Source organism: Dawidia cretensis (assembly GCF_018598175.1).
Lineage (GTDB): Bacteria > Bacteroidota > Bacteroidia > Cytophagales > Cyclobacteriaceae > Ohtaekwangia > Ohtaekwangia cretensis.
Genome location: NZ_JAHESE010000022.1, coordinates 62,307 through 87,494, shown reverse-complemented (window position 1 = coordinate 87,494; position 25,188 = coordinate 62,307). Strand labels below are relative to the sequence as shown.

General features: G+C 52.5%; 21 protein-coding genes. 7 read left to right on the top strand and 14 right to left on the bottom strand.

Features of this window, described 5'->3' with window-relative positions:
- Positions 1-247: 247 nt before the first annotated feature.
- The gene (locus tag KK062_RS19475) at positions 248-1,051 is read right to left on the bottom strand and encodes an anti-sigma factor (RefSeq protein ID WP_254086013.1); all 804 of its coding nucleotides are present in this window, start codon (positions 1,049-1,051) and stop codon (positions 248-250) included.
- The gene (locus KK062_RS19470) at positions 1,048-1,536 is read right to left on the bottom strand and encodes an RNA polymerase sigma factor (protein ID WP_262899268.1); all 489 of its coding nucleotides are present in this window, start codon (positions 1,534-1,536) and stop codon (positions 1,048-1,050) included. The genes KK062_RS19475 and KK062_RS19470 overlap by 4 nt, the downstream gene beginning before the upstream one ends.
- A gap of 581 nt (positions 1,537-2,117) precedes the next feature.
- Between KK062_RS19470 and KK062_RS19465 the strand changes: the two genes are divergently transcribed.
- Positions 2,118-2,456 (top strand): PadR family transcriptional regulator, encoded by a 339-nt coding sequence (locus tag KK062_RS19465; RefSeq protein WP_254086012.1) that lies wholly within the window; start codon positions 2,118-2,120, stop codon positions 2,454-2,456.
- Positions 2,453-5,125 (top strand): ABC transporter permease, encoded by a 2,673-nt coding sequence (locus KK062_RS19460; RefSeq protein WP_254086011.1) that lies wholly within the window; start codon positions 2,453-2,455, stop codon positions 5,123-5,125. Before KK062_RS19465 ends, KK062_RS19460 begins: the two co-directional genes overlap by 4 nt.
- 7 nt (positions 5,126-5,132) lie before the next feature.
- Here KK062_RS19460 and KK062_RS19455 read toward each other — a convergent pair whose 3' ends face one another.
- On the bottom strand, positions 5,133-5,573 hold the full coding sequence (locus KK062_RS19455) for an Lrp/AsnC family transcriptional regulator (RefSeq protein WP_254086010.1): 441 nt from the start codon (positions 5,571-5,573) through the stop codon (positions 5,133-5,135).
- Between the two features lie 212 nt (positions 5,574-5,785).
- Here KK062_RS19455 and KK062_RS19450 point away from each other — a divergent pair, with 212 nt between their 5' ends.
- A complete protein-coding gene (locus tag KK062_RS19450; protein ID WP_254086009.1) occupies positions 5,786-6,961 on the top strand; it encodes a hypothetical protein in 1,176 nt (391 codons plus the stop codon).
- Positions 6,962-7,007: 46 nt separating this feature from the next.
- On the opposite strand, the gene KK062_RS19445 is transcribed toward KK062_RS19450, so the two are convergent.
- Positions 7,008-7,781 (bottom strand): class I SAM-dependent methyltransferase, encoded by a 774-nt coding sequence (locus KK062_RS19445; protein WP_254086008.1) that lies wholly within the window; start codon positions 7,779-7,781, stop codon positions 7,008-7,010.
- A gap of 138 nt (positions 7,782-7,919) precedes the next feature.
- Between KK062_RS19445 and KK062_RS19440 the strand changes: the two genes are divergently transcribed.
- A complete protein-coding gene (locus tag KK062_RS19440) occupies positions 7,920-9,080 on the top strand; it encodes a GWxTD domain-containing protein (protein WP_254086007.1) in 1,161 nt (386 codons plus the stop codon).
- A 51-nt stretch (positions 9,081-9,131) separates the two neighbouring features.
- Here the strand turns inward: KK062_RS19440 and KK062_RS19435 are convergent, their stop codons facing one another.
- The 9 genes from KK062_RS19435 to KK062_RS19395 form a co-directional block, all read right to left on the bottom strand.
- Positions 9,132-10,598 (bottom strand): lytic transglycosylase domain-containing protein, encoded by a 1,467-nt coding sequence (locus KK062_RS19435; protein WP_254086006.1) that lies wholly within the window; start codon positions 10,596-10,598, stop codon positions 9,132-9,134.
- Position 10,599: 1 nt separating this feature from the next.
- Complete coding sequence (gene gatA, locus KK062_RS19430; RefSeq protein WP_254086005.1) at positions 10,600-12,030, bottom strand: Asp-tRNA(Asn)/Glu-tRNA(Gln) amidotransferase subunit GatA; 1,431 nt, start codon at positions 12,028-12,030, stop codon at positions 10,600-10,602.
- A gap of 2 nt (positions 12,031-12,032) precedes the next feature.
- Positions 12,033-12,236, bottom strand: coding sequence for a Sec-independent protein translocase subunit TatA/TatB (locus KK062_RS19425; RefSeq protein WP_254086004.1), 204 nt, complete (start codon positions 12,234-12,236; stop codon positions 12,033-12,035).
- Positions 12,237-12,352: 116 nt separating this feature from the next.
- Positions 12,353-13,540 carry a murein hydrolase activator EnvC family protein gene (locus KK062_RS19420; RefSeq protein ID WP_254086003.1) on the bottom strand — a complete coding sequence of 396 codons (1,188 nt, stop codon included), beginning with the start codon at positions 13,538-13,540 and terminating at the stop codon, positions 12,353-12,355.
- On the bottom strand, positions 13,527-14,282 hold the full coding sequence (lolB1, locus tag KK062_RS19415; protein WP_254086002.1) for a lipoprotein insertase outer membrane protein LolB1: 756 nt from the start codon (positions 14,280-14,282) through the stop codon (positions 13,527-13,529). The genes KK062_RS19420 and lolB1 overlap by 14 nt, the downstream gene beginning before the upstream one ends.
- On the bottom strand, positions 14,275-16,047 hold the full coding sequence (locus KK062_RS19410; RefSeq protein ID WP_254086001.1) for a tetratricopeptide repeat protein: 1,773 nt from the start codon (positions 16,045-16,047) through the stop codon (positions 14,275-14,277). Before KK062_RS19410 ends, lolB1 begins: the two co-directional genes overlap by 8 nt.
- Positions 16,044-17,048, bottom strand: coding sequence for a sugar nucleotidyltransferase (locus tag KK062_RS19405; protein ID WP_254086000.1), 1,005 nt, complete (start codon positions 17,046-17,048; stop codon positions 16,044-16,046). Before KK062_RS19405 ends, KK062_RS19410 begins: the two co-directional genes overlap by 4 nt.
- Positions 17,049-17,122: 74 nt before the next feature.
- Positions 17,123-18,568: a lipopolysaccharide biosynthesis protein gene (locus KK062_RS19400; protein ID WP_254085999.1), complete on the bottom strand. Its 1,446-nt coding sequence runs from the start codon at positions 18,566-18,568 to the stop codon at positions 17,123-17,125.
- A 50-nt stretch (positions 18,569-18,618) separates the two neighbouring features.
- Positions 18,619-19,395, bottom strand: coding sequence for an enoyl-CoA hydratase-related protein (locus KK062_RS19395; RefSeq protein WP_254085998.1), 777 nt, complete (start codon positions 19,393-19,395; stop codon positions 18,619-18,621).
- Between the two features lie 63 nt (positions 19,396-19,458).
- Between KK062_RS19395 and KK062_RS19390 the strand changes: the two genes are divergently transcribed.
- Positions 19,459-22,077 carry a beta strand repeat-containing protein gene (locus tag KK062_RS19390; RefSeq protein ID WP_254085997.1) on the top strand — a complete coding sequence of 873 codons (2,619 nt, stop codon included), beginning with the start codon at positions 19,459-19,461 and terminating at the stop codon, positions 22,075-22,077.
- Between the two features lie 57 nt (positions 22,078-22,134).
- Here KK062_RS19390 and KK062_RS19385 read toward each other — a convergent pair whose 3' ends face one another.
- A complete protein-coding gene (locus KK062_RS19385; protein WP_254085996.1) occupies positions 22,135-23,100 on the bottom strand; it encodes an NAD-dependent epimerase/dehydratase family protein in 966 nt (321 codons plus the stop codon).
- A 134-nt stretch (positions 23,101-23,234) separates the two neighbouring features.
- Between KK062_RS19385 and KK062_RS19380 the strand changes: the two genes are divergently transcribed.
- Positions 23,235-23,954, top strand: a complete 720-nt coding sequence (locus tag KK062_RS19380) for a hypothetical protein (RefSeq protein ID WP_254086047.1) — start codon at positions 23,235-23,237, stop codon at positions 23,952-23,954.
- Between the two features lie 5 nt (positions 23,955-23,959).
- Positions 23,960-25,171 (top strand): glycine C-acetyltransferase, encoded by a 1,212-nt coding sequence (gene kbl, locus KK062_RS19375; protein ID WP_254085995.1) that lies wholly within the window; start codon positions 23,960-23,962, stop codon positions 25,169-25,171.
- Positions 25,172-25,188 lie beyond the last annotated feature (17 nt).

Below are 25,188 nucleotides of genomic sequence, written 5' to 3'. Positions count from 1 at the left end.
TTGGCATGCAGAGAGGGCCTTACTAATTACGCGACGGGGTCCATCAGCAGGGCGATCACGGCACTCACCACCAGCAGGAACACCAGAACCTGAGCTCTTTCGTAATAAGAGTAAAATGGCACAAGAGTTTTCATCGGCTCGTAATTGATGTTACTACATACGAGACCGGCTAGTTTCCCGGATTTCTACTTTTGTAGAATTTTCGCAAATAATTTTAAACAGAAAAATGGCGTTTTAAGGCTGATATTTAGCCTTTTTCGACAGGCCCGGCCACTTGCATGGTCTCCAGGGTGGGAGCGGGCTGGCCGCCGCGGGGTTCAACGGTCACGGCAAAGAGTGTCGCGCCGGTGCCGATTTCCTTCATTTTAAGCAATCCACCAGGGGTTCCAGCGTCAAATACGCCGGCGTCTACCGGTTTGCCGTCAATGATGGCCCATAACTGGTACTGGTTTTCCTGCGCCAATTGCTTCATTTCCTGTAAGCTGAGGTAGACCTCGCGGGTGTCTTCGTTCCAATACACGTACGCCAGGGATGCCGGGGCATTGGGTGTACCTTTTAGAGCTACACGTTTGAAGGCGGGGTTATGAATGATGTGAATGTCGCTTTCGATCTTGTCGAGCCGTTGGTTGACCTGGTTGTAGTCGCTGGCCACGCGCTCGTTTTGCGCGATAAGCTCGGTCAATTCGCCTTGCGTGTTTTTCCACTTGTCGTAATAGTTGTACGCCAGGTAGGATGTCACCAGCGCAACCGTTACGGACGCGGCGGCGGCGAGCTTCCATATCGTTGGTTCGGATGACGGCATAGACACGACTTTGCCGGCGGGAGCCTGGCCATCAATCCGGGCAAAAAGCTGCGTCTTCACAGTGTCCCGCGGTTGGACCGCGATGCGCTGCAGCAGCTTTTCCTGTACTTGCTCGATTTGGTCAAGCTCTGTTCTGAGTTCAGGATGGCTGGCCAGGTGGTGTTCCACCTCGCCGCGCTCCTGCTCAGAGAGCTCCCCCAAAGCGTACGCTTCCAGGATTCCGGACGATATGTATTCGTGTATGTTCACGTCGTTGTTACTCCGAGTGTCGTTCGTAGCTGTTGCATGGCCAGGCGCAGACGCGTCTTGACCGTTCCCAGCGGGATATTAAATTCTTCTGCCAATTCCGATTGCGTATATCCTTTCAGATAAAGATACTCCACGATAAAGTGTTGCTCTTTAGGGAGATCTTTCAGAATGTCCTTGACACCGATGCCGTCGACGCGCTGTTCGATGTAATCCTCGTTGTCGATTCTACTTACGACATTTTGGATGTCGCTGGTTTTCCGGTCATTGCTTATTTCGCGGGAGCGCGTCTTGTCGATGGCTTGATTGCGTGCAACGTTGAGTAGCCAGGTGAAAAGCTTGCCTTTGGAGGCGTCGTAGTGCTCGAACTTATCCCAAACCTTCAGGAAGACATCCTGCAACACTTCTTCCGCCACGGCGTCTTTTTGAATGATGCGGAAGATGGCGCCATACAGTGCCGCCGAGTAGTGGTCGTATAAATACTCCAGCGCGGCGCGGTCTTTTGCGCGGAGGCGTCGGACCAGCTCAACTTCTGTGATATGATTGCGGAAAGTGTCTATGGAGAGGGGGCGTTTGATGTGAAAGTAATGAGGAAAGGAGAATAAAAAAAGCTAAGGCGGTCTGTCATGGGCCGTTCTCCGTGCGGAGAGGCCACTTATTGTCCCTGTTACTATATCTGACCGGAATAGGAAATGCAGGTGTGATCGCGCGGTAGACCCGCCTCTAACGGTGTCTAAAAATGCCCGGAGTAGATGTGAATGAGCACGTTGCGTTGCGATACCGGTCTATTGTCTTTTTTCGGCAGCCGGGGGGAATTGTGCAACAGCAGCGTCACGCGTGAATCTTGTTATGCTTTAATTAAATCTTCCGGGCCCGTGAAGTTTTATGCACCCGTGGCCGTACCTGAACGATACCTGGGTGGCGGTCGGTTGTGGGAAAAGGTGCTATGAATCCGGACAAGCGCTCCCGGCCATTGTGTCGTAAATGTTGCGTTCTGTGCTAAAAACGCTGTTTTTGTACTGGCAAACTATTTGGTCAGCAAAAATGGAATTAATACCTGTTTTTGCTGATGAAACGCGTTTATCCCGGGGAGTTTGAAGAGATTGTATTGCTGGTCGTAGGCATGCTCGACGGCGAGGCCTATGGCGTGCAGATTGCCCATGAGATCCTACAACAGACACAGCGTGCAGTACGACTGAACCAGGTGCACGCATCGTTGCAGCGCCTGGAAGAAAAAGGCATGGTGACGTCGGTCATGGGCGACCCCACACCGGAGCGGGGTGGGCGTCGCAAACGGCTCTTTCAGGTGACGGCGTATGGACGCCAGACGCTGCACGATATACAGGCGGTACGCACCACGTTGTGGAATCTGCTGCCACCCTCCCTCAAAACACTTCCGTCCGTATGAAACAAGCCTCTAATCCTCCATCACCCCCTGCCTGGGCTACGCGCTTGCTGCGTTGGTATTGTTCGCCGCACAAGCTCGAAGAGATTGAAGGCGACCTGCAGGAGGAATTTATGTATCAGGTGTCGCGCGTGGGAGTGCGGCGTGCGCGTCGCGACTATATACGCCACGTGCTGGGCTTTATGCGGCCTTTTGCTATCAAACGAAAACCAACTACACCATCCGCTTCTCTTTTTACTATGAGCCTGTACAAACACTACATCCTGGTGGCGCTGCGCAACCTGCTGCGCCACCAGATCTTTTCGGGTATTAATATACTCGGCCTCGCCCTGGGCATGACTTGCTGCCTGTTCATTTTCCTGTGGGTGCAGGACGAGCGCCGCGTCGACAACTTCCACACCAGCGGCGATCGCTTGTATAGCCTATACTATACCCAGACCGCCCACGGTGAGACGACGGCCGGCTATGCTATTCCTTATTTTACGTTTACCGACAGTGAGAAGCCGCGACGCGAGGCGTCGTTGGCCGAAGGCCTGCTGGCCGAGATACCCGGTATACAATATGCTACGCCCTATGCTACATCGTATGAGTTGCCGTGGGGCCACCCCATGACCTTCCAGGTGGGAGAGACGATTCACAAGTTGCAAGGCTCGTCGGCGGCATCGGATTTTTTAAAGATGTTTAGCTTCCCAATCATAGCCGGTGACCGGGAGAAGCCGTTGGGTGACGTGAGCAGCATTGCCGTGTCGCGCAAGATGGCACGGATGTTTTTTGATAGTCCCGAGGCTGCGATCGGCAAGAGCATCCGGTATGAAGACGTGCGTGACTTTGTGATCGCGGCCGTGTTTGAAGATGTGCCTCAGGAGAGTTCATTGCAATTTGATTATCTCATTAATTGGGACGCAGCAAGCATGGGCGGCATTGAATTCTCGGATAACAAATGGCCCACGTATGTGCAACTGGAGCCCGATGCCGATGCGGCGGCTGTGCAAGCGAAGGTGCGTGATTTTCTTGAGCGCCGAAAGCCGGAGAAGGCGGAGTTTACGGTGGCCCTTGGCATGCAGCCGTTTCGGGATCAATACCTCGTATCGAATTTTGTAAACGGCGTGCCACGCGGCGGGCGCATCGAGTATGTGCGCATCTTCACCGGCGTGGCGATCTTTATATTGTTGATCGCTTGTATTAATTTTATGAATCTCGCCACGGCCCGTTCGATGAAGCGGGCGAAGGAAGTGGGTGTACGCAAGGTGGTCGGGAGCTCGCGGTCGCACCTCGTTGCGCAGTTCTTTGGTGAGTCCATTCTTTTGTCTTTTTTGGCACTCGCCTGTTCGCTGCTGATTGTACACGTGCTGTTGCCTGGTTTTAATACCTATACCGGTAAACATATCGAGTCACCTTTCCGCACGCCGGCGTCGTGGGCGTTCATGGTAGCCTTGATGGTGGTGACAGGCCTCGCGGCGGGCAGTTATCCGGCGTTGTTCCTGTCATCCCTGAAGCCGGCGCGCATCCTGAAAGGTATACTTCGCTTCTCGCCGGGTGCAACACGCTTTCGAAAAGGGTTGACAGTCTTCCAGTTTGCCTTGTCGATCATGCTCGTGATCGCCACACTGGTCGTATCGCGACAAACGTACTATGTGCAAACTATAAACCTGGGGTATAATAAAGAGAACTTGCTCTATATGCGCATTGAAGGCGAGATGGGCAAGTTCGAAAAGTACGCTGCTTTTAAAACACAGGCGCTGGGCATGCCGGGCATCGCAATGGTAGATCGCAGCAGCGAGGCGCCACACGCAATGGGCTTTGTAACCGCGGAGCCGATTCATTGGGAAGGACAACTGGAAGGCGAGGAGGTGGGATTCAAACCCACCTCCGTCGGATTTGATTTTATACGCCTGATGGACCTGAAGATAGCAGACGGTCGCGACTTTTCCCGCGGCCATGCTACCGACTCGGCCGATGCTTTTTTAGTGAATGAGGAGGCCATACGACAAATGAAAATGAAAGACCCGCTGGGCAAGTGGGTCTCGGCGTGGCAGAAGAAAGGGCATATCATCGGCATCCTGAAAGATTATCATACACACTCGCTGCACGAGCCCATTAAGCCATTGATCATGGACGTGAAGGAGTATGAATATTTCGGGGTAATTGTTGTACGGACGGAGCCGGGCAAGACACGCGAGGCGATTGCCAGCCTGGAGAAAGTATACCATGACATCAATCCCCATTATCCGTTTGCATATCAATTTTTGGATCAGGAGTATGCCAAGCTTTACCAGAGCGAAGAGATCATTACCCGTTTGTCCAATACCTTTGCTTTGCTGGCGATAGTCATCTCGTGCCTGGGACTATTGGGGCTGGTGATGTACTCGGCCGAGCAGCGCACGAAAGAGATTGGGATACGCAAGGTATTGGGTGCGCGGGTGAGTCACATTGTCGGCCTGTTGTCGTCCGACTTCCTGGTGCTGGTGCTGATTGCCTTTGCCGTCGCCGCGCCGGTGGCGGGGTATTTCATGTGGCAATGGCTGCAACAGTTTGCCTTCCGTATAGACTTATCGTGGTGGATCTTTGCGTCGGCCGGCGGATTGGCGCTGATGGTGGCATGTCTGACGATCTCGGTGCAGGCGCTGCGGTCGGCTATGGCCAATCCGGTGAAGTCGCTGCGAAGCGAGTAATGTGAGATCATTTTCGCAGGATACGGGGAAAGCTATTTCCCGATAAGATCAACGAAGTGGTCGTGTCGCCAAAGCGGCCGAGCTCAACCAGCAATGTTTCGAGCTCTTTCGTGGATGCCACGACCACTTTTAATAACATGCAGTTTTCGCCGGTCACGGCATGCCACTCCACGATCTGTGGCATCTTGTCGATCTTCCGAACCATCTCATTGTGTTTCATCGCGCCGGCTTTAAAATGAATGAATACTTTTACGGGAAGGTTTAGCTTGTCATAATCAATGACGGGCTGGTAGCCCTGAATGACACCGTCTTCTTCCATGCGTACGATTCGCTCGGCGACAGCCGGGGCCGAGAGCCCAATCGTGCGGCCAATCTCGGCGTTTGATACCCGCGCGTTTTTTTGCAGCTCTTGTAAGATCTTCCAGTTTAGTTCGTCAAATGTTCGCATGGTACAATATGTTCAAAAACTTTGAAACGAAGGTAAACGCGTCCTAATTCATTCGAAACGAAACCGTCGGTTAGCAAAGCTTGCACCATCTTTGGGTGTTCACCTAAAAGCACCTGGCTATGTATATTCCTGGTTTCGTAGTACATTCACTTGTATACATCACCGTATTTATGGCTGTTGGTGTACAAGCACAAACGATCACGAAGCACTCTATGACAACTTTTACGCTCACGCCGCACGGCTCGCTGACGGTTACACCCGCTGCGACTTCCTCACCCCACGACTTTGATTTTTTGATTGGACGATGGGTTATTCAAAACCGGAAGCTCAAAACACGTCTGAACCACTCCAACGAATGGGATACGTTCGAGGCTACGGGCAACCTGCGTAAGGTGTTGCATGGCCGGGGGAATATTGACGACTTTATTACGACGTTTGACGGGCAGCCTTTCGAGGGAATGGCACTGCGGATCTTTGATCCTGGTACAACGTTGTGGAGCATCTATTGGTCGGATACTAACCGGGGTACGCTTGACAAACCTGTCGTTGGTTCTTTTGACGGAAACATTGGCCGGTTCTATAGTCGTGATACGTATGGGGGTAAAGACATTGTGGTCATGTTTCAATGGGATAAAACTGATCCGGCCAAGCCTGTTTGGAGCCAGGCCTTCTCGGATGATGCGGGTAAGACGTGGGAGTGGAACTGGTATATGTATTTTACGCGGCCGCCTCAACAGGTAACATTTCAAGAACCGATACGTGTGCTGGAGTTGCGTAACTATCTGATGCAACCCGGCATGACCGGGCGGTTTGCGCAGTATTTCAGTGACCATTTCGTAGGGACGCAGCGGGCGCAGGGGGCGATGTTGCCCGGTATATTTACAGTGCAGGGTGAGGCAGACCGGTTTTTCTGGATGCGTGGGTTTGGTGATATGGCATCGCGGCTTTCTTTTCTGCAGGGCTTTTATGGCGGCGCTGTGTGGAAAGGTTATGGTCGGGAGGCAAATGGTATGATAATCGACTCAGATCAGGTGCATTTGTTGCGGCCGTGGCCGGAAGGGCGGGTAGAGGATGTGTTGGGGAATGGGCGGTATGGCTTTGTTGTGATTGACTATTATTATGCTAAGGCGGGGAAGCGGGATGCGCTGTTGCAGGGGCTGGCAAAAGTATATGAGCCTCAGATGAAAGAGCGTGTGTCGCTGTGGGTGACGGAGATGCAGGCGAATGAGTTTCCGCGGTTGCCGGTGATTCAGGAGAAGGATCTGGTGGTGGTGATCTCTTCGTTTTTGGGCGAAGCGGATTATAGGGAGAAGTCTCCACTTGTGGAGGTGGAAGGGCATAGTGTCAAACGAGAAACGATAGTATTAAATCGTGTGTTGAACCGTTGATGGTTTCTTTGTGCAGACTGCCGAAGCGCTTATTGCCCCATGGCGATTACTTCCGGACAATCAACAACAAATCCAACGCATTCGTGGCATCATCCACGACGATATAATCATCGTGATGAATATTCGCTACCAGCGTATTGTCAGCTGACTGAAGTTTGTTTCGGTTTCGGCGGTTCAGTATTTCGTAAGGTAGGCGCAGCATGAAAGCTGGCAGACGATACTGAAGATTGAAGATATCGAAACGCATGATGCGATTGACCGAGCGCCGGTTTTCTTCGTGGTACTCCATCACCTTCTTGTTTCCAGTGATGCCTTTCATTTCTACTTGGGGAAAGAATTTTTTAGCCAGGTTGGCCAGCTCTTGCGGCAGGTATTCGCGAATGTGCCACGGGTTGCGTGACAGCGACATGCTGCGGTTGGGGGTTGTCAATAGGGCAATGCCGCCGGGCTTTAGCACGCGGTGTATTTCTTTTAGGAACAGGGCGTCTTCCTGGATGTGCTCGATAACCTGGAAGCTGACGATGCTGTCGTAGGTGTTGTCGGCCAGGCCGGAGAGCGGGGGAATGTTCATGGCCATGAACTTGCCGGTCGGGAAGCGTTGTTGCAAGCCGGCGATGACGGGCTGGATCTTGTCTACGGCCGTGAAGCTTTCGGCCAGGGGCAGCAGGGTGTCGATGCCACGGCCTTCGCCGCAGCCAACTTCGAGCACCTGGCCGCGGATATAGTCCCTGGCCACAACATAGGCCTTGAATAAACGTTGATGGATTGGGTTATCGGATGCGATTTCTTCGCTGGTAATTTCCGTGGTGTAGATCTTCATGTCCTGCCGTTTACGGCCTGCCGGCCGGGGCGCAAAGGTAAGGAGGAATCGGGTCCAGGGTTTACCGCTTGGCTGAAAAGTTTGGAAAACGTCGATTGCAGTCCCAACCTGGTACTTTAAATGCTTATTTTAGGCTCAATGAAACGATTTTTATTGCTCTTTTTACTGGTCGGCCCGGTGGCGTACGGGCAGGCCCTGCGCGACATCAACTTCAGCTACCATTATAGCCCCCTCGAGCTTTTTACGTTTGATATGAAACCTGTACGCCAACCGTCGGGGTGGCAGGTGTACTATACGCTGCAGATACGCGACACGTCGGCTACGGCCGCGGACTATTCCATTCAATGGGAGACGCGTACCTCCCTGGGCGAGAAGGAAGGCAAGGCGTTCCAATATGACAGCGCCGGCCGCGACAGCAAAGGCCATGCACTCTCCGGCGTGGTAGCACCGCCGTCCCTCGCTGTTCCACAGGTGCTGGTAGCCAAAGTGGTCCACACGGTGCTGAAGCGTGCCTGGTATTTTTTCCGGGTGCTGGACCCGAAGTATCCGGTGAACGGGTCGTTGTATGCCGGCAATACACCCGTTCTGCCTCCCTATGCTTACGTGGCACGTCCCTATACTTTCTCAGGCGCCACGGCGCAGACGATATCGTTCTACCGTGACGACTTTCCCGCCTCCGCACCAGCCTTTTCAGAAACGCTGGGCCGTGTCAAGTCACGACTGCAGGTAGACTCGATCTTCTCCGTGCCCACCGGCCAGACCATCACCTTCACGCAACGGGGCCTGTACCTGGTACAGCAGGATACCAGCTCGGCCGAAGGCTATACCTTCCGCATTGCCGAAGACTATCCGCGCTATGCGAAAATCCAGAACCTGGCAGACCCGCTTATTTACGTGTGTACACAGGCCGAGTTTGACCGCATTAAACAAGCCAAGGGCGACAAGAAAGCGTTTGACAAAGTGATCCTGGGCATTACCGGCGATGCCGAGCGCGCCAAAGGCTTTATGCGGAGCTATTTCCGGAAGGTAGAGCTGGCCAATCAATATTTCTCGTCCTATAAAGAAGGATGGAAGACCGACCGGGGTATGATCTATATCGTCTTTGGTCAACCCGACGAAGTCTTTAAGTTTTCCGACCGCGAGGTATGGTACTATAGCAACAGCATGTATAAAACCTCCTTCAGCTTTTCGAAGTCGCCGACATTGTTCGACCCCGAGAATTATGTATTGATACGGGAGAAGAAATACCGAAATACCTGGTACGAAGTGATCGACCTCTGGCGTAACGCCCGGATGTAAAACAAAAGAGCCTCGCACGTGCGAGGCTCTTTTGTTTGATGTTGGGATACATTACATCCCGATGATGAGTTTCTGACCGGGTTGCAGTTTGGTGTTGCTGAGGTTGTTGAGCGACTTGATCTTGTCAACCGAAAGGCCTTCAAACTTCTGGGAGATGTGCCACAGGGTATCGCCGGGCTGTACGACATATATTTTCGAGTCGGGGATCGGTGCGGGTGATGCCGACTTTGCAGACGCCATCATGGTGGTGCTGGTGGCGCTTTTTGCGCCTTTGCTGCCACGCTGCCAGATGTTGAGGCGTTGGCCCACGTGGATGTTGTTGCCACGCAGTTTGTTCCACTTCTTGAGGTCGGTTACACGTACACCGTGACGGATGGCAATCGAGCCCAATACATCGCCGCTGCGTACTTTGTATACAATGCGGTCGCGACCATAGGTGCTGCCTTCGGTATTGCGCGCGAGCACTTCCAGCTCTTTACGGCCGGTCTTCGAAGCCGAGTCGAGAATGGCCAGGCGGTTGCTGTCGAGCACAATTTTGGCTTCGCGCGGTATGTGCACGACGTAGGGCTTGCCTGTCTCCGGCATGGCGTTGTGCTGGATGGACGGGTTAAGCCGTTGCAGGTCGTCCACGCAGGTGTTGGTCAGGCTGGCAAAGGTGTCGAAGTGCAGGAATTTTTTAGTGCGTATGGTGTCGGATACCACGAGCATCTCTTCGCCTTCGTCAAAGAAGTTGTGCTCGTCCAGGTAATTCATGGTATAGGTAATGGCCACGAACTGCGGCACGTATGAACGGGTTTCGCGTGGCAGGTTGGGATAGATCTCCCAGAAGGTGCGCTTGTAGCCCGAGCGGCGAATGGCGCGCTTTACGTTGCCGGGTCCGGTGTTATAGGCGGCCAGGGCCATTTCCCAGTCATGGAACATATTGTACAGATCGCGCAGGTAGCGGCAGGCAGCTTCGGTTGACTTCTCGGGGTCCATACGCTCGTCGATGAACCAGTCGTTGTGCAGACCGTAGTATTTACCCGTACCCGACATGAACTGCCAAAGGCCCACGGCCCGTGCGCGGGATACCGCGCGAGGATTAAGACCAGACTCTATAATCGACAGATACTTGAGCTCTTCGGGCAGGCCGTATTGCTTCAGGTATTTTTCAAAGATGGGGAAGTAGAGGTTGCGCCGGCGCATCACCATCTTGGTATACTCACGGTCTCTTACCGTGAAGTAGTTGATGAAGGCGTGGATGCGGTCGTTGTATACCAGGTTCATCTTGGTATCAATACAGGCCAGGCGGTCGGCTACCAGTTGCGGGTCGTCGTCGCCGGGTACGTATTCGATCTCGGTGGGCAGGGCGAAGTATTCGTAGTCTGCTGTATCTTCTTTATACAGCATTTCCTCTTCTGCTTCGGCTACCTCCAGAGAATCCACCACAACCGAATCAACGGAGGCCTTCGGTGCTACCTGAGCCACTGCTGCGGTTGAAAAAAGTATGATGGCTGTCAAGAGAATGGGTTTCCTCATCTCAATTCATTTTCAGTAATGCGTTTGAAAAATGTAAAAGCTTTGACTCTTCAAAGTCGTCAGCAATGACCTGCAAGCCCATGGGCAAGCCTTGTTTGTCGTTGCCACACGGCACGGCAATGGCCGGTACACCGGCCACATTAGCTTGAACGGAAAAAAGATCCGCCAAGTACATTTCTAAAGGATTATCGGTGTGCTCACCCAACTTGAAGGCTGTTGTGGGGGTAATAGGCATGACGATGAAGTCATACTGACGCAGCAGCTCTTTTGTTTTCTCGCGGATGATGCGACGTACTTTCTGCGCCTTGGTATAGTAGGCATCGTAATAGCTCGCGCTCAGTACAAAGGTGCCGAGCAGAATGCGTCGCTGTACTTCTTTACCAAATCCTTCTGACCGGCTCTTTTTATAGAGTGAGCTCAGGTCGGTGGCACCCGCGCTGCGATAGCCATACCGCACGCCGTCATAGCGCGACAGGTTAGAGCTTGCTTCGGCGGTAGCCAGGATGTAATAAGTAGGGAGTACGTATTCCTGCAGTGGGAAGTCGATCACGTCTACCGAGTGTCCTGCGGCACGAAGCTGGTCGAGCTTCGCGACAATGGCGTCGCGTATCTCGGGTTGCAGACCTTCGCTGCTGTCGATCTCGCGCACGTAGGCTACCTTGTACGGCTTGCCGTTAGAGGTCGTGAGCTCGGCAGAGTAAGACGGTACGGGTTGTTGAGACACGGTGCTGTCGACATCGTCGGCGCCGGCAATGACTTCCAGTACCAGGGCTACGTCTTCCACTGATTTACCAAAGATGCCAATACAGTCGAATGACGAGGCGTAGGCGGCCAGGCCGTAGCGGGAAATGCGGGAGTAGGTAGGCTTGAGGCCGACCAGGCCGCAAAAGGCTGCGGGCTGACGTACAGAGCCGCCGGTGTCAGAGCCAATGGATACCTGGCACATATCGGCCTGAACGGCAACAGCCGAACCACCCGACGATCCTCCCGGTACGCGGGTATTGTCGGCATCGTTCAGCACGGGCCCAAAGGCAGAGTTTTCGTTGGAGGAGCCCATCGCAAACTCGTCGCAATTTTGGCGACCGATAATGATGGCGTCTTCGTCCAGGAGGCGTTGTACGGCGGTGCCGTTAAACTGAGAAATAAAACCATCCAACACCCGGCTTGCGCCCTGGAGGGGATGGTCTTTGTAGGCCAGGACATCTTTCAGGCCTACGACGAGGCCCGCCAGTTTACCAGCGTTGCCTTCTTTGATTTTCTTATCGACTGCCGCGGCCTGAAGAAGCGCTTCTTCTTCGTACACGCTCAAAAATGCATTGAGGTGTGCTTTCTTCCGGATGTTATCCAGATGATGACGCACCAGCTCGATGCTGGTGGTGGTGCCGCGCTGCAGATCGTGCTGTATCTCGCGAAATGTAGCGTACGTTTTCAAAACTATTTACCGTCTTCGATTTTGCCAGCTTCCTCGACGTCTTTCTTAACATCGTTTACCGCGCTTTTAAATTCTTTTACACCTTTTCCAAGACCTTTCATGAATTCAGGAATTTTTTTGGCGCCAAAGAACACCAGTACAAAAAGGCCGATAAGCAGAATTTCCTGGAAACCAACCCCACTGAGAAACAATATGATAGCTTTCATGGCTTAATATTTTAAATACATGACAAAAGTAGACCAAAAAAGATTACCGTCAAACGAATATGGATGTGGGAGGCGGCCCGCGGAGGCCGGCGGCAAGTATTAAAAAACGCTTTTTCTTACATGTTCCGTAGCCACCCCTGGGGGTCAAGGGGGGTCGTACCCTTAAAGATCTGAAACCGCAACTCCGACGTCCCGTCGGTGTTGGAAAACACCCGCCCGATTTCCTGGTTGGTGGTGATCTTTTGGCCCGTACGCACAAAAACCTCCTTCAGGCCAGCATATACCGTAAAATACTCGCCGTGTTTAATAATGACCGAGCTGCCCATGGTCTGGATAAAAGCTACACGGGTCACTTCGCCCTCAAAAATGCTTTTTACCTTCTCGTCTTCCTTGGTCTGAATGTTCACGCCGTTGTTCTGAACAATGATGCCTTTGATGACGGCGTGGTTCTGCCGCCCGAATTTCTGCGACACAAAGCCGGAGCAGGGCCAGGGAAATTTGTTTTTGTTGTTTTCAAAAGACGAGGAGAGGGCCACGGCTGCCTCGCTATGCTTTTTAGTCGAGCGTGACTCGCGGGCTATTTCTTCGGCAATGATGTTTTCGATGAGTTTTTCCAGCGCGGCATTGGCCTTTTTGGTGGCGGCAATGTCTTTGCGCAGTTTCTTTTCTTCTTTTTCGAGCGACTTGACGATGGTGTTCTGCTTTTTGCGCAAGTCGGCCAGATTTTCGTTTTCCCGCTCTTCTTCCAGCAGGAGCTTATTCTTTTCGGTGCGGCGGCCTTCGATTTCTCGCACCTGGCCCCCGAGGGCTTCCTGTACTTTGGCGATCTCCTGGGTTTGCAGCTTGCGCGTTTCGGAATATTGATCCATGTACCGCATGCGCATGATGAGCTGGTCAAAAGACTCCGACGAGAAAAGGAAGGTAAGGCGGGTTGTGCTGTTCTGTGCCTTCTGTGCGGCGTACAGCATTTTGGAATATTCTTTTTTGAGCTTGGTCAGGTCGTCTTCCAGCGCCCGGATGATGTCATTGTTTTCGCCGATCTCGCCGTCGAGCAGACGAACTTCCCCCTTGATGGAGTTGACAAGTCCTTCCTGCTCGGTGATGCGTTGATTTACAGCATTCAACTCACCAATGGAGTTTTTCTTCTTCGTCGATGTCTCCGTGAGGATCTTTTCGGTTTCTTTTATTTTTTCCAGGTTTTGCTGCTTCTCCTTCTGAAGTTGCGTTTTGTTTTTTTGCGCATACAGGGGGAGGCAGCCGGCCGACAGTAGGACAACAAGTAATAGCGCCTTACCTGCGGGCATATTTCTTGGGTATGTTAAACGGGAATTTCAATTCCTTGTCACTGACCTCGGCTTTGTTATACTCAAAGATGATGGTGGTGTTCAGGACGCCGCTCAGCGTTTTGTAGAAGAGGTTGATGGTACCGTTGTAAGGAAACAACTTGTTGCTCATCGGCTGAAAGTTGGAGTAGTTCAGGGTGAGTGAATTGTTGTTGGTGGCTTCCTTCATTTCTACCTTTTCGATCTTCATGCTGGCCGCGTTTACATAGTTGCTCACCGTGATGTCGCCGGTTTGTTGCTTGAGCAAAAAGAACGACGACTCCTGGGAAATATCATCTGCGTCGTTGCGTGGCAGAATGAGATTGCCCAGCATCGCTTCCTGTATAACGTTGTAGTTGATCTCGAAATTATACCGTTTGGAAAGTTCGGGATATTCAAACACATAGTATTCTTTGTCGAGGTTGGAGACAATGGTGATGGAGTCTTTGTTGATCAACGCCTTGCCGCCCTGCACACCAATGACGGAAAAGGTCATCCAGATGACGCTGTCTTTGTGAATGCGGATGTTGGTCTTTACTTCCCGTTCTTTGTTGGCGTCGCGCAGCACCATGCGTGCTTTGCCTTGCATGTATTCAAACTCGATCTCTTCAATGTTCAGATTGGGTTTGGCGGGGCCGGCGGGTAAGGTGCTGACGGCTTTTTTGCTACAGGACATGGCGAGGAGCGCCAAGCCGAAAAGCCAAAACCTGAGGTATCTATTCATAGATTTTTCTATTCGCTATTTTCCTATTTAATATTTCGCTGTTCGCATTCATGCCCCGGGCCTTCTCCCACTGCTGCACGGCGCCATTCACGTCGCCCAACTGGAACAGAATGTCGCCGTAGTGCTCGAAGTGTGTTGCCGTCGCCTTGCCAGTTTCAATGGCGCGCTCGATGGCTTTGCGGGCATCTTTAAATTTGCCACGAACATACAACACCCAGGCGTACGTATCCAGAAAGGTGGCATTTTCCGGGTTATTCTTTATGAGGAGAGACGCCATTTTTTCGGCCTTCTCCAAATTGACTTTCCGCAGGGAAAGATAATAGCTATAGTTGTTCAGTACGGTGGTGTTCTCGGGCGTCAGCAGCAGGGCTTCTTCGTAGGCCTTGTCGGACTTGTCGTATTCCCGGGCGGCATGGTAGGCATCGCCCAGCAGGCCGTTGATGTCTGACAGTACCGCGGGATTAGCAGCAGACAGCCGCTTGGACTGCTGTAAGGCGGCAATGGCTTCGGGATAATGACGCTTGCGAATGTGGGCGTTGCCACTGAAGTAGTGGATCATCGCCTGGTTCGGGAACATTTCCAGCGCCTGGTCGGCATGACGAATGACGGCGTCCCACTGGTCGAGCTGTGTTTCGAGGTACAGCAGGTTCTCCCACACTTCGAAGTTCACGTCCCCCAGCTCGATGGCTTTGAGGTATTCTTTCTGGGCATCGCGGGCTTTGCCGACGGCCAGGTTCAGGTCGCCACCGACGATGTGGACACCCGACTCGGTGGGATAATTTTTTTCGAGCTTCTCGAAGAGCGAGAAGGCATACGACACGAGGTCGGCATCGGTCTCGCCCGTACGGGACTTGCGCTGGTTAATTTCGGCGTTATAGGTACCCATGACGATCAGCTTGCTGCCAATCTCTACGCTCGGGTCGTCAAACAAGCTGAGCAGCAACGGGCGGGCTTTGGCCTCCTGCTGCGCGTCGCGGTAGAAGCCGGCCAGGAGCATTTTGGCATTGCCGGCGTCGGGGTTCTGGGCAATAAACTTCTCCAGGTGCTGAATCGCTTCGTCGCGCAAATTCTTTTGGGCCAGCAGCTCGGCAAAGCCCATGCTGTAGCGCTCTTCGCCGGGAAACGCGGTGATTAGTTTTTCACCTTCCGCCAGGGCTTCTTTGATCTTGCCTTGTTGCAGGTATAGACGTTGTTTCTGTACCGACGATATTTCGGTTACGCCCAATACGGCCTCGGCGCGATTGTAGGTCTTGATGGCATCCTCAAAGCGGTTGGCGTACTGATAGACGGCGGCGAGGTCATAAAAGTACTCTTCGGTATCAGGTACTTCTTTGATGAGGTTTTCGTAGGCTTCGGCGGCTTTGTCAAAGCGGGTCAGGCTGCTATAGATGTTGGCCGCGAGCAGGTAAAAATACTTATTTTTCTTTTCGAGCTTCAGGGCGCTTTCAATGCTGAGAGAGGCCCGAAGAAGGTCTTCCTGGCGGTTGCTTTGGGCGAGTACCTCGGCCACTTTATAGTGCACCGTGGCATTGTCGGGGGTGATCTCGAGCGTGCGTTGGTAATAGAGGAGGGCCTTGGCGTAGTCTTCGAGGATGAAGAACTTTTCGCCTTCCGTGAAGTAAAACTCTGCCTCGCGGAGTTTGATGCCGGAAGCTTGTTCCTCCCCGACGTTCTTTTTTTTACGCTGCGCCATGATGTCGCCGGGGGCGAAGAGTGCCACGGAAAGGATCATGGCGCAGGTAATATGCAGTTTTTGTGCCGTCACGCTATGGTATTGAAGTCACCAACGCTCAAATCGAGCGATGAACCTTCAAAAATAGCGAAATTCCCAAACATGCTGTTTTCCAGGAGTGCCTTTGATATGCGGCCTTCTTTCTGGAGGATAGAATTCTGGATTCGGCTGTCGGTTATGCGGGTATTCTCGCCTACCGAAACATAGGGGCCAATGACAGAATTTTCAATGACCACACCCGGTCCGACGTAGCACGGGGGGATAATGACAGAGTTGATGACCTTGGCTTTGTCGGAGACAAGCTTCTGGTCTTTAATGAATTCCAGGTACCGCTGGTTGGTTTGTACAGTCACGGCCTTGTTGCCGCAGTCAAGCCACTCGGTCACTTGCCCGGTCATAAGCTTGGCGCCGGCGTTGCTGAGCCGTTGCAGCGCGGAGGTGAACTGGTACTCGCCTTTGTCTTTGATATCGTTGTCGATCAGGTACTGCATCTCGCGGGCGAGGGCGGCACCGTCCTTAAAGAAGTAGATGCCAATGATGGCCAGGTCGGATACCGGCTGCGCAGGCTTTTCGACCATCTCTACAATCTCGCCGGCGTCGTTCAGGCGTACGACGCCAAATTGTGACGGGTCTGCTACGCGTTGCACCCAGATGATGCCGTCTTTATTGGTGTCCAGCTTAAACTCTGCCTTGAAAAGGGTGTCGGCGAAGGCGACAATGACCTTGCCTGTAAACAGCTCTTTTGCAAAAAGCAGCGCGTGGGATATACCCATGGCAGTTTCCTGATAGTAAATTTTCCCTTCGGCACCCACCTCACGTGCGATGGCAATGAGGCTTTCTTCTACTTCTTTGCCGAAACTGGGGTGGATGATGAAGCCGATCTTGTCAATTTTTTCAGGTGTGACTTTGGCGATGTCTTCCACCAGACGATGTACAATGGGCTTTCCGGCGATAGGTAACAGCGGTTTTGGAACGGAAAGTGTGTGCGGACGTAAACGTTTTCCCAGGCCCGCCATGGGGATTATCATGTTCATAAGAGAGGTGATTGGTTAAAATGTTATGCAGCCAACTGTGCTGCTGCATAAACTACTGGCAAAATAATTAAAATTCATCGGACGACTCGTGTTAATGATTTCCTTTCCAGGAAAAAAATCGTGCCGATGTAAACTATGATTATTAATCCCCGCACTCCCGTGCCGATCCACAAGTTCTCAAATGTCAACTGATTTATTGCCCAGGCGAGCACGATAGTGCCGAGTATATACCCCATTCCGGCCGCCACCCGGTAGGGGATGGGATAGTACTTCTGGCCGAGCAGGTAGCATGCTACGGCCATGGAGGCATAGCAGATCAGTGTTGCCCAACTACTGCCCATATACCCATACAGCGGAATGAGTATATAGTTGGCCAGGATAGTAATGATGGCGCCGCCTACCGTCAGGAAGGTGCCGAAGTATGTCCTGTCGCTGAGCTTGAACCACGCGGACAGGTTGTAGTACACGCCCAGGAACAAGTAGCCCAACAGTAGTATCGGTACGATGGAAAGTCCCTCCCAATATGCTTCGCTTTTTAAGAACAGAGACCCGATAAGCTCGAGGTTTGTGCTGACGGCCAGAAATAGTAGACAGCAGACAATGATAAAATAGTGATTTACGGTGGCGAACAGCGTCGGCGAGTTCTTGTCCGCGGCGTTGGAAAAGAAGAACGGCTCTGCCGCATACCGGAACGCCTGGATGGCCAGGTTCATAAGAATGGCGAATTTGTAGCACGCACCAAATACACCCAGGGCATAGTCGGCCGAGTGTCCCGGGTAAAAGCCTTCGGGCAGCCACCACTCCAGTGCGGCCCGCGAGAACATTTCATTGGTCATGCCCGCCAGGCCCATGAGCATGATGGGATAAGCATATCGCAACATGTCAGGCGAGAGCGTGCGGTCGTATGACGGCCTCCACTGCCACAGTATGCCGGCAAAAAAGAGCAGGTAAAAGGCATTGGCTATCAGGTTGGCTAACACGACAAACCCTACGCCGCGCGCCGGGTCGAAGACCGTGTATAGGAAATAATAGTTCAAGCCAATGATGATACTGATGTTAACCAATTTGCCGATGGTGAACTGCAGCGCTTTTTTCTGTAAGCGTAGCCGGGCAAAAGGTATGGCCACCACGGCATCGATAAAGAGAATGACAGCCAGCCACACGACCAGGTTTGCCTGGCCGGCTATGCCCAAAAAGTTGGCAGCCGGGTTCGCCAGCGCCAATAGCACCAGGCTAAAGAGCAGGCTGATCGAAACGACGACAGTCTGGGTCAGGTTGAATATTTTTCGCTCGCTCAGATCGGTTTTGTTGGTAAAGCGGAAGTAGGCCGTTTCCATACCAAACGTAAAGAGCACATTGATCACCGCCGTGTAGATAAACAGCTTAGTAATGACGCTGTAAGCCTCCGGCGGGAATTTGTCGGTGTGCGGACGGATAAGGAGAAAGTTAAGAAAACGGGGGAGTATGCTGCCCAGTCCGTATAATACTGTCTCGCCTGCCAGGCGCCTGATCTTACTCATGAGTGGATTTGCTGAATTATACTACCGGCTGCCGTGCAGCAAAAAGGTAGTTACTTCCCTGTAAAGACAGGTTTACGTTTTTCGATGAATGCGGTTGTGCCTTCGCGGAAGTCGTCGGTGACGGTGGCGGCTGCGAAGTTTTCAGCTTCAGCCTGGTAACCATTTTTCTCAAATCCATAGCCGGCGTTCACGGCTTTGATGCTGAGGGCAACGGCAAGGGGCCCTTTCGTCAAAATCTTGTCCATGATCTTTTGCGCCAGCTCGTCGAGTTCCGCCCGGGTGCCCACCACGTGGTTTACCAAACCAATGGCTTTTGCTTCCTGGGCAGAGATCATGTCGCCGGTCAGAATGAGCTCGAGAGCTTTGCCGCGGCCAACCAATTGGGCCAGGCGCTGCGTGCCGCCATACCCCGGTATCAATCCCAAATTGACTTCGGGCTGTCCAAATTTGGCGTTTTCTGTCGCAATACGCATGTGGCAGGCCATGGCCAGCTCACAGCCGCCGCCCAGGGCGAAACCGTTTACGGCAGCAATGACGGGTTTAGGACAGTCTTCTATAAGTTTAAACAAGCTTTGGCCTTTTTGGGCCAGTTCAAACGCTTGTTCTTTTGTCAGCGACGTAAATTCTTTGATGTCCGCACCAGCGACAAAAGCCTTTTCACCATCGCCAGTCAGAATAATTCCACGATACGTGTCGTTCTGGTAGGCTTCTTGTATCACATCGCGCAGCCCATTCATCGTTGCCTCATTTAATGCGTTCAATGCATCTGGTCGTGAGATCGTTACGACCAGTGTTCCAGAACTGTTGTGCGTTTTTATTACGGGCATAAGCAATGTGGGGTTTGTAATGCATTGCAACTTATTGACCTTTTAGAAAGGCACAAAATATTTATGCGGAAGAATTCGAAGACCCTCTTTACTGTGTTTCTGCTGTTTTGCGCGAGTGCTACTTCAGTATTAGCAGCAGAATGTCAAACGCAGACTGGCACCGTCGCCACGCCGGCAAACTACAACAATGCGTCCACCTGGAGCTGTGGCCGTGTGCCGACGACGGGCTGGCCTGGTCCGGATAACGTCACCATCAATCATCCGATCTATTACACCGGCGACATGTCTGCGGCGTGGGTGTCTCAGACAATCACGATCAACAGTGGTGGATCGTTGAAGATCTCGGGCAATTTGAATCTCCAGGGCAACAGCCTGCAGATCATTGTCAATGGTGGTACGTTGGAAGTAGGGGGTACAATAACACTCGATAATCAGCCCACTATCACGGTTCAGAACAATGGTGTGGTCAAGGCCGGGAGCATGACGATGGCCAACTCGGCGAAGTATATCAATACCAGTGGCACGCTGACGCTCACGGGCAACTTGAACGTGCCCACTGGAAATACATTTACGTACGGCAACACATTGGCGGTTCCCGGTAATCTGACGCTGGGGAACGGCATTACGCTCGGGGCCTCTACAGTAGGTGGTTCGATCGACCTATCCGGTGGATCAAAACTGAATCTGACGACGTCGGCAATGATCGCGCCGCCTGGCATTTCTTTGGCGGGTAACGCTGAATTGAACTTCAGTGGCGGTACGCTGAATTATGCCGGCACGCTTTCGATACCCGGAGGCAGCAAAGTGACCATGAGTAGTGGCAATCTTAACGTGCAGAGTTTAATGGTAGCAGGTACTTTTTCTCGCACAGGCGGTACGCTAAGCCTCACGTCGCACCTAACGATAAACAGCGGCTCGACCTTTATGTACACACCGAGCCTAAATATTCCGGGCAACGTGAGCATTAACAACGGTGCGACGGTAACCGCCAGCAACGCAGGCGGCAGCATTACCCTCACTAATTCCTCAAAGCTGTTGTTGACGACGGCACCTTCGGCTACTATCTCTCCCTCTAACATTAGCATAGGTGGTGGCTCCGAGCTGGTGTACTCGGGAGGCACGCTGAATTATAACAATCCACTGACGATTGGTAGCAATGCAAAGCTGACCGTTAGCAGCGGTAACTTTAAGCCGCAAAGTCTCACGATCGACGCGGGGAACGTAACGGTGTCGGGTGGCAACCTGGCAGTGACGAACGCCATTACTTTTCAAAACAACAACGCCACGCTGAACTTCAACTCATCGGGTGTGTTAAGCGCCGGCAGTGTGTCCATGACAACCTCGGGCGGCAATAAGAGTTTAAATCTCACAGCCGGCACAATGGTTGTAACCAACGGTGTTGATATTCAGGCGGGCTCGACGATCAATACTTCCGCAGGCACGACCAGCTCGGCCAGCAGCCTAACGGTAGGCGATAATGCCAGTGCTATCTTGAACAACAGCGGTACGTTCACGGTGAATGGTAACGTGTCGACCAACGGCAAGATCAACAACAATGGTAACATGCACATCACCGGGAGCCTCAACGGTGGTACGTCGGGCAACTCAATCTTTACCAACAATGGAAAGCTGAATGTTAACAGCGTGTCGATGACATCGTCGGCGCGATTTCAGGTTAACCCGGGCGCGACGACCTTTGTCGATACCAACTTTACGGTAAATGCCACGCAGAACCTGGTGATCGGTACAAACGCAAATCCACCGCCGTATGCCGATATGGTGATTCGCGGAAATCTTGTTTCCACGAATGGTGGTGACGTGCTGGTAGAGCGGAACGCACGGGTTGCCATCTTTGGCGGCATGACCGGTGAAGGTTCTGGTGATACACAGCTTACGATTAACCCTGGTGGCGAAGTGTACATCGATAAAAGCATAACCTTCAACGGTGGAGGCGATAAGATCACTAACAATAACCCTAGCACACCCAACAATTATGGGCTGTACGTTGACGGTACCATTACGAACACAGGGGGTGGAGCGCAAACCACCTCGAACTACGGCGACAAGAATTTTATGGAGTCCTCCAACAAACCGTTCTTTGACTGGGTGTCAGGTTTGCCGAATAGCCCGCTGCCGGTGGTGTTGACATACTTCCGCTTTGGTGCCATTAAGCCCGGGCAAATACCCCTGCAGTGGGCAACGACACTCGAAAAGAACTTCGACCATTTCGAGGTCGAGCGCGCGGCAGAGGCACTGAATTTTACAACGATCGCTACCGTGGCCGGTGAAGGTAATGAGCACAAAGGCGGCGTTTATACATTCGTTGACAACGCGCCGCTCGGAGGTTGGAATTATTATCGACTGAAGCAGGTGGATCTGGATGGTACCGTGGTATACTCGGATGTGATCCGTACACGTGAAACGGAGAGCTCGTCGTCTAACGTATCCTTGTATCCGAACCCTGTGCGCTATCAGCAGGTGGTAACGCTCTCGCTGCAAGATCGTGTTACTACGCCGGCCATGCTGACGTTTATTGATGGGGCGGGGCGTGTATTGTTGACGATGCCAGTGGATGCGTCGGTGACAGCTATACCGTTGCCGGTAAATTTAACAGCGGGTGTATATGCCGTGCGGCTGGCGTCTGCTTCCGGGCAGAAGTTATTCCACCTGGTGATTCAATAATATAATAAGTCTTTAAGAGAAAGGCCTCTACCTGGGACAGGTGGAGGCCTTTGCTTTTTAAATCATCGCCTGTTCGTGCATGAGCACCGGCAGGTTTTTGAGAATATCTTCGGTCATGCCCGCCAGGTCGAACTGCGGTTCCCAGCCCCAGTCAATGCGTGCAGTGGAGTCGTTGATAGAGCGTGGCCACGAGTCGGCAATGGCTTGACGGAAGTCGGGCTTGTAGGTGATCTCAAATTCGGGTATGTGTTTTTTGATCTCGGCCGCAATCTCGGCGGGGCAGAAGCTCATGGCAGAGATGTTGTAGCTGCCACGCTCGTTTATTTTTTCGGCGGGGGCTTCCATGAGGTCAAGTGTTGCTTTGACGGCATCGTCCATATACATCATGGGCAGATAGGTGTCGGCGCTCAGGAAGCATTCGAATTTTTTATCCGTCAGGGCCTTGAAGAAAATATCGACGGCGTAGTCCGTTGTGCCGCCGCCGGGTTTTGTCTTGTAGCCAATGAGGCCCGGGTAACGCAGGCTGCGTACGTCGAGGCCGCGATTTTTATGATACCAGTTGCACCACAGCTCACCGGCTTGTTTGCTGATGCCGTAAATCGTGGTGGGGTCCATGATGGTATCTTGCGGCGTTTTTATTTTGGGCGTTGTGGGGCCGAAGGCCGCGATGGAACTGGGCCAGTATACTTTCTCTATTTTATTGTTTACGGCGGCATCCAACACGCGAATGAGGCCGTCCATGTTCAACTGCCACGCAAACTTGGGATTTTTTTCACCCGTGGCCGACAGTACCGCGGCCAGGTGATATAGCTGCGTAAAGCCATTCTTTTTCACGAAATCGAGAAACTCGTTTTCTTTCATGACATCCAGGATCTCGAAGTTGCCGGTGGCCAGCACGCCTTCCGGATCTTTGATGTCGGTCGCGATCACGTTCTCCTTTCCGTGGAGCTTCCAAAGGCCTTGCGTTAGTTCAGAACCCAGTTGTCCGCCTGCACCGATAACAAGAATTTTCTGTTTCTTCATGTGTATAAATTTCTGGTTTGCCTTTTTAAGGGTTTGGTCTCGTTCTCCTTACTGTAGGAAGGCGGGGCGAAATTACCAAAATTTACCGTTCGCCTACTCTACGTTAGGAATGGTTTTGCATTAACTTAGCGGCCATGAACTTCAGGGATTACCTGACATCAAAAAAAATTGATACGGAGGCTTTCCGGCAGGCGGAGCCTGCCCTGTGGGCTACGTGGAGCGCCGAATTTGCGGAGATGCACCCCAGCAGTTTTACAGCACAAAAACTGTATCTGATCAATCCGGTTCGTAGAAAGTATACTTTACAGATAGAGGTTGTATCAGAGAAAACAGCGACAACTTTATCGCAACCGGTTACAACAACAGCGACAGAAACGATTGCACCAAAGCCCGCCGTCGCCAGGCCCGCAATCGCGAAGCCGATGATGAAGCCGAAGCCGGCGGAGACAGGGGAACAACCTGCGGCCTCCAAACCGGTTATCCCGCGACCGGTCATGAAACCGAAGCCGCCCATGGAACAGCTCACGCAAGCAGATGCAACCGCGGCAGAGAAAAACACGACCAACGATATTATACCTGCGCAAGCAACAGAGACACCGGCGCCTACAGCAAAGCCTGCTGTGAAGCCTGTGATTCCGCGCCCCGTTATAAAGCCGGCGATACCAGCATCTGCACCCGAGTCAACGGCGGCAACGGCTGGTATACCTTCACAAGATGTCACCTCGTCATCAGACACACAGCCGACGCCAGAGGCAGCGCCACCGGCTACACCTGAAACACCACCGGCCGCTAAACCTGCTAAACCCGGTATGGCCCGGCCGGTGATCAAACCCCCCAAACCGAAAACAGATTAAACCCTATGTATAAGAAGCTACAACCGTTTTTACAACAGGAACTCGAAACCATTCGCACGGCCGGTCTTTTTAAAAAAGAAAGGATCATTACGACGCCGCAGGGAGCTGATATAAAGACCAGCGAAGGCAAAGAGGTGATCAACTTCTGCGCGAATAATTACCTGGGCTTGTCGTCACACCCGCGTGTGACCGAGGCCGCTAAGCGCGCGATTGATACACACGGATTTGGGATGTCTTCGGTACGGTTTATTTGTGGCACACAAGATATTCATAAGACACTGGAGAAAAAGATTTCGGAATTTCTGGGCACGGAAGACACGATCTTATACGCGGCAGCCTTTGACGCCAACGGCGGTGTATTCGAACCGTTGCTGGGCGCAGAAGATGCCATCATCTCAGACGAGTTGAACCATGCGTCGATCATTGACGGCGTGCGGTTGTGTAAGGCCATGCGTTACCGGTATAAACACAACGATATGGCTGACCTGGAAAAGCAGCTACAAGATGCCCGCACCGCAGGCGCCAAGCAGATCATCGTGGTGACCGATGGCGCGTTCTCCATGGACGGTACCATTGCCCAAATGGATAAGATTTGTGACTTGGCGGATAAGTATGAAGCATTGGTGATGACCGACGAGTGTCATTCCACGGGTTTCATTGGCAAGACCGGTCGTGGTGTGCCGGAGTATAGAGGTGTAACAGGCCGTGTGGACATCATCACCGGTACCCTAGGCAAGGCGTTGGGTGGTGCATCGGGCGGCTTTACATCGGGTCGCAAAGAGATCATTGAAATGTTGCGCCAGCGCTCACGCCCGTATTTGTTCTCGAATACCCTGGCGCCGTCGATTGTCGGCGCTTCGATCGAAGTGTTTAATATGTTGTCCGAGACCACCGATCTGCGCGACAAGCTGGAAGAAAACACACGCTACTTCCGCGCAGAGATGACGAAGGCCGGCTTCGATATTAAACCGGGCGAGCACCCTATTGTACCGATCATGCTATACGACGCACCGTTGGCGCAGCAATTTGCTGACCGCCTGCTGGAGAAAGGTATTTATGTGATTGGTTTCTTCTTCCCGGTAGTGGCAAAAGGACAGGCACGGATTCGTGTGCAAATTTCGGCAGGTCACGATCGGCACCACCTGGACAAGGCCATTCGTGCTTTTACTGAGGTTGGAAGAGAGCTGGGGGTATTAAAAGAGGCTGTCGCGAAATAAAACACCACAAATTATTA

What these genes read in the sequence shown, in the direction of transcription:
- KK062_RS19460 (WP_254086011.1), top strand. Translation starts at nt 2,453, where the DNA reads ATGAAACAAGCCTCTAATCCTCCATCACCCCCTGCCTGGGCTACGCGC.
- KK062_RS19445 (WP_254086008.1), bottom strand. Translation starts at nt 7,781, where the DNA reads ATGAAGATCTACACCACGGAAATTACCAGCGAAGAAATCGCATCCGAT.
- lolB1 (WP_254086002.1), bottom strand. Translation starts at nt 14,282, where the DNA reads ATGAATAGATACCTCAGGTTTTGGCTTTTCGGCTTGGCGCTCCTCGCC.
- kbl (WP_254085995.1), top strand. Translation starts at nt 23,960, where the DNA reads ATGTATAAGAAGCTACAACCGTTTTTACAACAGGAACTCGAAACCATT.
- KK062_RS19405 (WP_254086000.1), bottom strand. Translation starts at nt 17,048, where the DNA reads ATGAACATGATAATCCCCATGGCGGGCCTGGGAAAACGTTTACGTCCG.
- KK062_RS19395 (WP_254085998.1), bottom strand. Translation starts at nt 19,395, where the DNA reads ATGCCCGTAATAAAAACGCACAACAGTTCTGGAACACTGGTCGTAACG.
- KK062_RS19435 (WP_254086006.1), bottom strand. Translation starts at nt 10,598, where the DNA reads ATGAGGAAACCCATTCTCTTGACAGCCATCATACTTTTTTCAACCGCA.
- KK062_RS19380 (WP_254086047.1), top strand. Translation starts at nt 23,235, where the DNA reads ATGAACTTCAGGGATTACCTGACATCAAAAAAAATTGATACGGAGGCT.
- KK062_RS19440 (WP_254086007.1), top strand. Translation starts at nt 7,920, where the DNA reads ATGAAACGATTTTTATTGCTCTTTTTACTGGTCGGCCCGGTGGCGTAC.
- KK062_RS19455 (WP_254086010.1), bottom strand. Translation starts at nt 5,573, where the DNA reads ATGCGAACATTTGACGAACTAAACTGGAAGATCTTACAAGAGCTGCAA.
- KK062_RS19425 (WP_254086004.1), bottom strand. Translation starts at nt 12,236, where the DNA reads ATGAAAGCTATCATATTGTTTCTCAGTGGGGTTGGTTTCCAGGAAATT.
- KK062_RS19390 (WP_254085997.1), top strand. Translation starts at nt 19,459, where the DNA reads ATGCGGAAGAATTCGAAGACCCTCTTTACTGTGTTTCTGCTGTTTTGC.
- KK062_RS19450 (WP_254086009.1), top strand. Translation starts at nt 5,786, where the DNA reads ATGACAACTTTTACGCTCACGCCGCACGGCTCGCTGACGGTTACACCC.
- KK062_RS19400 (WP_254085999.1), bottom strand. Translation starts at nt 18,568, where the DNA reads ATGAGTAAGATCAGGCGCCTGGCAGGCGAGACAGTATTATACGGACTG.
- KK062_RS19385 (WP_254085996.1), bottom strand. Translation starts at nt 23,100, where the DNA reads ATGAAGAAACAGAAAATTCTTGTTATCGGTGCAGGCGGACAACTGGGT.
- KK062_RS19465 (WP_254086012.1), top strand. Translation starts at nt 2,118, where the DNA reads ATGAAACGCGTTTATCCCGGGGAGTTTGAAGAGATTGTATTGCTGGTC.
- KK062_RS19420 (WP_254086003.1), bottom strand. Translation starts at nt 13,540, where the DNA reads ATGCCCGCAGGTAAGGCGCTATTACTTGTTGTCCTACTGTCGGCCGGC.